Source organism: Salinivibrio sp. IB574 (assembly GCF_001996205.1).
GTDB classification, from domain to species: Bacteria; Pseudomonadota; Gammaproteobacteria; order Enterobacterales; family Vibrionaceae; genus Salinivibrio; species Salinivibrio proteolyticus.
This window is the reverse complement of record NZ_MUFN01000039.1, coordinates 19,932-28,325: the sequence shown is the minus strand read 5'-3', so window position 1 is coordinate 28,325 and position 8,394 is coordinate 19,932. Positions and strand designations below refer to the sequence as shown.

Annotated in this window: 6 protein-coding genes and 4 tRNA genes; 5 read left to right on the top strand and 5 right to left on the bottom strand. The window is 50.0% G+C overall.

Features of this window, described 5'->3' with window-relative positions:
* The 5 genes from BZJ17_RS15185 to rsgA form a co-directional block, all read right to left on the bottom strand.
* Positions 1–1,145: cache domain-containing protein (locus BZJ17_RS15185; protein ID WP_131826818.1), on the bottom strand; the 1,145-nt coding region annotated here is incomplete at its 3' end.
* Between the two features lie 179 nt (positions 1,146–1,324).
* Positions 1,325–3,211 carry a methyl-accepting chemotaxis protein gene (locus BZJ17_RS15180; RefSeq protein ID WP_077641285.1) on the bottom strand — a complete coding sequence of 629 codons (1,887 nt, stop codon included), beginning with the start codon at positions 3,209–3,211 and terminating at the stop codon, positions 1,325–1,327.
* A 236-nt stretch (positions 3,212–3,447) separates the two neighbouring features.
* Positions 3,448–4,854: an SLC13 family permease gene (locus BZJ17_RS15175; RefSeq protein WP_077641284.1), complete on the bottom strand. Its 1,407-nt coding sequence runs from the start codon at positions 4,852–4,854 to the stop codon at positions 3,448–3,450.
* 182 nt (positions 4,855–5,036) lie between these two features.
* On the bottom strand, positions 5,037–5,900 hold the full coding sequence (gene asd / locus BZJ17_RS15170) for an archaetidylserine decarboxylase (RefSeq protein ID WP_069589725.1): 864 nt from the start codon (positions 5,898–5,900) through the stop codon (positions 5,037–5,039).
* Between the two features lie 102 nt (positions 5,901–6,002).
* Positions 6,003–7,055 (bottom strand): small ribosomal subunit biogenesis GTPase RsgA, encoded by a 1,053-nt coding sequence (rsgA, locus tag BZJ17_RS15165; RefSeq protein WP_077641283.1) that lies wholly within the window; start codon positions 7,053–7,055, stop codon positions 6,003–6,005.
* A 79-nt stretch (positions 7,056–7,134) separates the two neighbouring features.
* Here rsgA and orn point away from each other — a divergent pair, with 79 nt between their 5' ends.
* From orn to BZJ17_RS15140, 5 genes are all read left to right on the top strand, one after another.
* On the top strand, positions 7,135–7,680 hold the full coding sequence (orn, locus tag BZJ17_RS15160) for an oligoribonuclease (RefSeq protein WP_077641282.1): 546 nt from the start codon (positions 7,135–7,137) through the stop codon (positions 7,678–7,680).
* A 132-nt stretch (positions 7,681–7,812) separates the two neighbouring features.
* Positions 7,813–7,888 (top strand) — tRNA-Gly (locus BZJ17_RS15155).
* Positions 7,889–7,926: 38 nt separating this feature from the next.
* Positions 7,927–8,002: transfer RNA gene (locus BZJ17_RS15150), tRNA-Gly, on the top strand.
* 30 nt (positions 8,003–8,032) lie between these two features.
* Positions 8,033–8,108, top strand: a tRNA-Gly gene (locus BZJ17_RS15145).
* 18 nt (positions 8,109–8,126) lie between these two features.
* A tRNA-Gly gene (locus BZJ17_RS15140) sits at positions 8,127–8,202 on the top strand.
* Positions 8,203–8,394: the final 192 nt, after the last annotated feature.

Below are 8,394 nucleotides of genomic sequence, written 5' to 3'. Positions count from 1 at the left end.
ACATCATTTTGCTGCTTATCAACCAATTGGCTTGATTGCAGGGCATGCGTGCGACACTCTTCTGCGCTTTGAGACAGCGTCATGCTCTGATTGACCGCTTTACCGACCATTTGCTGAAGTTGGGCGAGAAAGGCGTTCATATATTCGGCCAGTTCACCAATTTCGTCCTGACGAACAATATTAATGCGTTGGGTCAGATCGCCTTCACCCGCGGAGAGGGTATGGACTGCGCCAGTTAATTCGCTTAATGGCTTCAGTAATTGCTTGATTAAGGCGCCGGCAATAAAAGCGATCACGATAAAGAGGATCACGGAGGCGACCACCACAAAGGTGATTTGCTCTGACACGGAGGCATAGGCCTCGCTCTTATCTTCGACAATCCCCAAGGTCCAATCGGTATTCGGCACGTCAATGGCTGCGAGTAACTTGTCTTCACCCTTTAAATCAAAGGTCACCAGTTTGCCCTGACGACTGGCACTGTCTATAAATGCTGGCGTCAGTTCCGCATCGAGCTCGGTGAGAGGTTGTCGACTGAGTTCGGTATCACGGTAAGCCACAATACTGTTGCTGCCATCGACTAAAAACGCAAAGCCATTGCTGAGCTTGAGGTTTAGGACCTGATCGACAATGTCGGTGACGGTCACGTCAGCGGCAATAACCCCTTGATAGCGGCCATTAAAGGATTTCGCTAAGCTGACCACCAGACTGCCATCAAAGTCTTGATAAGGCTCGGTAATAATCAGCTCGCTGCTTTGATTGGCGTTCTTATACCAAGGGCGAGTGCGAGGGTCGTAATCTGCAGGCCAATCCTCGCTTTTGTCGCCATATGCAATACGGCCATCACTGAACCCTGCATAGACAGACAAAAAGTGCCCAGCGCGCTTGGTGACGAGCAACTCACGGTCAACATTGGGTTGATTGGCAATCAAGGATTCATTGGCCAACAACATATCCGCACGGGTGCTTAGCCAGCTATCGATGAACTGTGCGGTGGCATCGCCGACGTCTTGCATCTGTTTAGTGATGCTGCTGGTGGTCTCGTTTTGTAATTGTCTGACTGAAATGGTGGCAAGCACCGCACTGACCAAGGCCACGATCAAGGCGATGGCCACAATGATTTTCAGTTTTATGGTTGGTTTGGGCATAGACACATTTCCACATCTAAGAGGTTAGACTGATTGTAAACGTGTCGTTTGCAGTAAAATCCGATCAGTTATGCAATTTGTGTCAGTACGCAGTGAAAAGAGTAGAAAAGATGTGGGATTTGTGATCTTACTGCCAGTGGATGGAGGAGGCAGCCTACGTAAGTAGACTGCCGTTTGAATTAGACTTTGAATTTGGACAAGTCGCCATGCATTTCTTGCGCGGCATTGGCCATATATTCTCCTTGTTCACCGGTGTCGGTCGCTTTTTGATGGATCTCCAGTGACAAATCACGCACGGCTTGGGTATTTCGGTTAATATCTTCGGTGACGGCCCGCTGTTCCTCTGCCGCACTGGCAATTTGTGCTGCCATTTCGGAAATATCCCCAATCGCACGGGTGATCTCGTTCAGTTTGTCACTGGCTGACGCAGCCCGTTCGACACTGGAGGTCGCCATTTCGTTACTTTGTGTCATGCCATCTACCGCACGCTGTGTTGTACTTTGCAGCGTTTCAATCATGTTGCGGATCTCTTCGGTGGAGTCATGAGTACGCTGACTCAGCACTCGCACTTCATCGGCGACGACCGCAAAGCCTCGCCCTTGTTCACCGGCACGGGCGGCCTCAATCGCGGCGTTCAAGGCCAACAAGTTGGTTTGCTCGGCGATATCTTGAATGGTGGAGATAATTTGGTTGATGCTTTGTGAGTTGGTGTCTAGTTCGCGAATCACGTTGGTGGCTTGATCGACGTGTTCAGCCAGCTGGGTGATCGCCTTACGGTTATCTTCCACCACGGAGAGCCCGTCACGGCAGGCACTTTCTGCATCTTGTGCGGAGCGTGCCGTCAGCTCGGCATGGCTAGCGACTTCATTGGCGGTAGTGGACATTTCGTGAATGGCGGTGGCAATTTGATCCACATCGCCTTGCTGCTGACCGACTAAGCCGCTTGATTGGTGCGCCAGTTCTCGACATTGCTCAGCACGCTCTGAAAGCGCCACACTTTGCGAGACGCTACGACCAATCATGGATTGCAGTTGTTCTAGAAACGCGTTGACGTGGCCAGCCAGTTCACCAATCTCATCATGACGCACAATATCGAGGCGTTGAGTGAGGTCACCGCTCCCTTTCGACAGTGAGCTGACCGCGTGCGTCAATTGGGTTAGCGGCGCCAACATGCGATGGATAAGCGCACCGGCAATCAGGGCAATGATGATAAACAGAATCACAGACGTGATGAGGGTCGAAATAATTTGTTCAGACACGGATGCAAAGGCGAGCTCCCTGTCTTGCACCACCCCTAAACTCCAGTTAGCTCCTTCGACATGAGTGATGGCGACCAGCTTTTCGCGACCATCACCATCAAAATCGATGGTCTGAAGTGCATCGCTACTGCGCGCCTGTTGGATAAAAGTAGGCGTGAGTTCATCATCGACTTGGGTGAGAGGTTTATTACTGAGTGCAGTATCACGGTAGGCTACAACGTTATTGTTGCTGTCTACCAGAAACGCGAAACCGTTATTCGGCATTTTGACGTTGAGCACTTCTTCAACAATGGCATTGACCGATAAATCGGCTGCTATTACACCTTGGTAACGGTCGTTAAAGGCTTTGGCAAAGCTGATGACCATCCCTGCGCCATTGGCGTCCACATAGGGAGGCGTGATGATTAAGCCGTCCGCTGCGCTTGCTTGCTTATACCACGGGCGAGTCCGAGGGTCATAGTTAGCCGGCCAAGTTTCGGTTTTATCTCCAAATGCAATTGAACCGTCAGAAAAACCTGCGTAGACCGTCAGGAAGTTGCCCTGCCGTTTGGTCAAGAGCAGCTCGCGATCCACATTGGGTTGGCTGGCAATGAGTGGCACATTGGCCAGTAGCATTTTACTGCGAATATCCAGCCACTCTTCAATAAAGTTACTGGTGGATAAGGCGATGTCGCGCATTTGAGCGGTGACACTTTGTTGTGTCTCGTCTTTCAGCTGGGTCACGGAGAACCACGCTTGAACCGCACTAACTAAGGCTACGACCAAAGCAACAGCAAGTAATATTTTGGTCTTAATGGTGAATTTCATGAAACGTCCCTCGTACTACCACGTTTACGACTCTTTTATTGAGTGTTTGCTTAATTGTAGAAAGCTTGAGTCAGGGGTGATAATAAATTTATAAAAAAACTCCCTGTGCAAAGCGACGCTTATGGCCGCTAGTATACACATTGTTCTAGTTATCACATTTTTAACACTGACAAAATAGAGGGTTGTTTGTTTTGGGGGCAAAGCAAACAACCCTTGCTGATATTGAGGTGTTACGCCTATGTTAGCGCGAGGACGGCTGCATAGACCAAGCCTAAGCCACTGACCCCAAGAATCGTACCGACTTTGACCAAATCACGGCTGTCGATGAAGCCGGTGGAATACGCCAAAGAGTTGGGCGGGGTAGAAACCGGCAGAATCATCCCTAATGAAGCGGAGAAAGCCACTACGACGAGCAATCCTTGCATGCCACCCACATTCACCAGTGATGGCATGGAAGCGGCAATGGCCGCCGCGATAGGCATCAATAAGTTAGCTGTCGCGGTATTTGACATAAAGTTTGCCATGAGCCAACAAATAATGGAGAGGGTGACCAATACTGTCATGGCCGTTAATACGMTGTAGTCCACGGCATGCGCTAATGCGGCAGCAAGGCCGGTTTCGTCTAGCGCAATGCCCATCGCAATCCCGCCGGCGACGAGCCAAAGGACATCCCAATTAATCAGTTTTAACTCGGCCTTGCCCATGATCCCTGTCAGGGTGAACAACGCGAGCGGGATCACCGCGACCACATAGGTATTCATGCCATGTAGGCTGGTGGTTAGCCACAGCGCAATGGTCAGCGCAAAGGTGGCATAGACGGTGTACGCTTGCCAGCCTCGCAGAAATTTGCCTTCCAGTGCCAGTGTGATTTCGGTTTGTGGACTGCGGAATAAGCGCTGTAGTAACCACCATGCAAACGCCAACTGGATCACCACAAAGGGTAGGCCCATTTGCATCCAGCCCAGAAATGAGATGCTGTATTCGCCGGTGAGATATTGTAGTGCAATGGCGTTGGGCGGCGTTCCGATTGGCGTTGCGATCCCACCGGTATTGGCGGCCACCGGAATACACAAGACCAAGGCTTTAATCGCAGGATCGCCTTTCGGGAGTACACTCAAAATCGGTGCCAGTAGCGCCAGCATCATCACCGTGGTGGCGGTATTGGACATGAACATTGAGAACACTGCGGTGATAAGCATCAAACCCAGCATGATAAATTTGGGGTGCTTGCCAAAGGGTTTGAGTAATACGCGGGCAAGGTTGATATCTAACTCATATTTGGAAGCAGCAATAGCCAGCGAGAATCCGCCCATAAATAGAATAATGATGGGGGAAGAAAAGGCGCTGAGAATATCGGTATAAGGGATCAATTCGCCCCGCGGATGATGCGCAGTTTCGCCGCGAAACCAGTGTAAGCCTTTATCGGAGATCATCACCAATTGCAGGGTAATGATCAGCAACGAGGTTGAAAATACTGGCACAGGTTCAAGAACCCACAGCAAAGCCGCCATCAGGAAGATCGCCAATAAACGGTGTTGAATCAAAGTGAGATTGGCGATAGGTAACCAGTCGGTTGGGAGTAGGAGCAGCAACAATGGCAGCCCGAGCGAGACAAGTAACTTAGTAAAACGAGCATTGACCACAAATACGCCTCATAAGGGTTGATGTTGTGAGTGCGGGCTGACCATGCGCCAGCACGCCGATGCATCACAGGTGTATTGATGGGATCAATGATACGGATTTAAGAGGGAATTAACGGGAAAAATCTCCGAATTTGGCGACAAAAAAGGGGCATAAATGCCCCTTATCTCACAATTTTCAGCTGTTATGCCTGACGGTGCGCGTAAGGCTGTCCCATTTGTGTTGGGGTGCCGGGGGCTACGTCATCGTGAAAACGGATTGCTCCTGCAGGGAACAGGTTAATCACGGTTGAGCCGAGTTTAAATAGACCCATTTCATCACCCTGAGCAAAGCGGATAGCTTGTTCGCCTTCTGTCGGGTATTCCCAACGGCGAATGCTGCCACCGGTTGGCGGAGTGACTGTACCCGCCCATGTGGTGGCAATACTGCCTACAATGGTTGCGCCCACCAAAACTTGCACCATAGGCCCAAATTCAGTCTCAAATACGCACACTACACGCTCGTTACGGGCAAACAAGTTCGGCACGTTCTCTGCCGTCAGTGGATTGACGGAAAACAAATCGCCGGGGATGTAGACCATTTCACGCAACACGGCATCACATGGCATGTGCACACGGTGATAGTCACGCGGTGACAAGTAAAGGGTGGCAAAGTGACCCTCTTTAAACTGGTCGGCAAGGGCGTGATCGCCACCGACGAGTTCAGTGACATCAAACGAGTGGCCCTTGGCTTGGATAATACGTCCTTGCTCAATCAATCCGGCTTGACTGACGCACGCATCGGCGGGATAGACCAACGTCTCTGCATCGCCATCAATGGGGCGTAACGCGGGCTTGAGCTCTCGTACGAAAAAGTCGTTAAAGGTGCGATAGTAGGCAGGGTCACTGACTTTGGCCTCACTCATATCGACCTGATATTGCTTGATAAACCATTTGATCACAGCAGTGGTCAACCATCCACCTTTAAGGCTGGCTAGTTTCCCCATCATTCGGGTAAGGGCATGTTTCGGCGCTATATATTGCAGGCCGACTTTCAAATCGTCTCGCACGGTTATGTCCTGAATGGTTAAAGAGTATTTACACGCCTTGCAGCGGCTAAGCCGCGCAGTGTAGCCAATCCGATGACGAAGTGACAGAGGCGCGTTGTTGGATCAGTTTTGCTTGTTACGTGAAAACTGACGGTTGTCTTTGGCTTCTTTCATGCTCTCGATAATACGGTGATAGCTATCAAACCGCTCGACGCTGATATGGCCATCTTCCACGGCTTGTCTCAACAAGCAACCTGGATCATCGCCGTGCTTACAATCACGGAATTTACAGCCACCCAGATAGTCACGAAATTCGACAAAGCCTTGTGCGATTTGTTCCGGCTCTAAATGCCACAAACCAAATTCTCTCACGCCAGGGGAGTCAATAAGATCGCCCCCTTGGTCAAAATGATACAAACGCGCGGCGGTGGTGGTATGTTGGCCCAACCCTGAGTTTTCAGAGACGTCACCAATTTGCGCATCCACATCCGGCAGTAGCGTATTGACCAAGCTTGATTTTCCCACGCCGGATTGGCCGACAAAGACACTCACATGTTGATCGAGATGGCGTTCTAGCGCCTCCATCCCTTCGCCGGTATCGGCACTCACCAACACGATGGGATAGCCAATATCGCGATAGATGTCGAGTAATTCGTCCACCATTTCACGCCCCTCGCTATCTAGCAAATCGACCTTGTTGATGACGATTAGAGGACGAATATTCAAGACTTCGCAGGCAATCAAATAACGATCAACAATATTCAGTGATAACTCGGGCAAAATCGCGGCCACGATGATCACTTGATCGATGTTAGCGGCAACGGGTTTTACGCCATCATAGTAGTCGGGACGAGTCAGAACCGATTGGCGTTCATGCACTGCCTCGACAACGCCGGCAATGCCATGCAGGGTTTCTTTTCCCGGACGCCAAACCACACGGTCGCCAGTAACCAAGCTTTGCACGGTACGACGCAGATTGCAGCGATGGATGATCCCAGTTTGCGGATCCTCGATATCAGCGTGTTGGCCAAATCGCGTGATCACACGTCCCTCGCGTGCATTTTCTAGCAGCGCGTCATCCCATTGCACATCATTATCTTGCTGTTTGATCCGACGTTGTTGGTTGGATCGCACGCGCCGTAGTTGGCCTTTGGTAAGCTTTTTCTTTTTTGCCACGATGACTCTTATCGGTTAAGTTGGCTTTCATATCAAGCACAGTATGATACATGGTTTACGCATAAAAAAGGCAAGTTCAATGGCGTTCAGTGAAAACAATTTAATCTGGATTGATCTGGAAATGACTGGATTAGATCCTGACACCCACAAGATCATTGAGATCGCGACAATTGTCACCGATGCACAGCTCAATGTGTTGGCAGAAGGGCCGGTATTAGCGATTTCTCAGCCACAAAGCGAACTGGACAAAATGGATGACTGGTGTACCCGCACCCATACTCAATCGGGATTGGTGGCGCGCGTCGAGCAAAGCACCATTAGTGAGCAAGATGCCATCGATCAAACCCTCGCCTTTTTATCACGGTGGGTACCAGAAGGCGCTTCACCGATTTGTGGTAACAGCGTGGGGCAAGATCGACGCTTTCTGTATCGTCACATGCCAGCACTAGAGCGCTATTTCCACTATCGCACCGTGGATGTCAGTACCTTGAAGGAATTAGTCCGACGCTGGAAGCCTGAGATATTGAATGACTTTTCGAAGCAGGGAACGCACTTAGCGCTTGACGATATCCGTGAATCAATTGCAGAATTGCAGTTCTATCGCGAAAGGATCCTGACGATCTGATTTTATTTTCATCGATCTGGTGTTCTTTTGAGCGATCAAAAGAAAAAACCAAAATTTTGCTCGTCAGCACTTGCAACCCGGTTTTTTCTTCGTATAATTCGCAGCCCTAACGACGTGAAACGTCTGTTGAAAGCGACATTAGCTCAGCTGGTAGAGCGCAACCTTGCCAAGGTTGAGGTCACGAGTTCGAACCTCGTATGTCGCTCCAAATTAATGTTCGATCTGATGTGGATCAGGTCGATCTAAGCGACACTAGCTCAGCTGGTAGAGCGCAACCTTGCCAAGGTTGAGGTCACGAGTTCGAACCTCGTGTGTCGCTCCAATTTAAAATTCGATGTAACGCATCGGCAATGCGACATTAGCTCAGCTGGTAGAGCGCAACCTTGCCAAGGTTGAGGTCACGAGTTCGAACCTCGTATGTCGCTCCAAATTACAACTCGGTATAAGCGACACTAGCTCAGCTGGTAGAGCGCAACCTTGCCAAGGTTGAGGTCACGAGTTCGAACCTCGTGTGTCGCTCCAATCACTTGGTTAAACACCAGTGCAACGTTTTTTATAACGTTCTCTTTAATGCTGTGAAGCATCATTCCTGATTTTTCGCTAACTATTTCGTCAAACCTTTCTCAAGGCGGCGTGATAGCGCGGTTTCGTCAGTTATTGCACAGAGTTATCCACAGAACTATGCTTGTGGATAAACTGGTTGATGAATTCTTG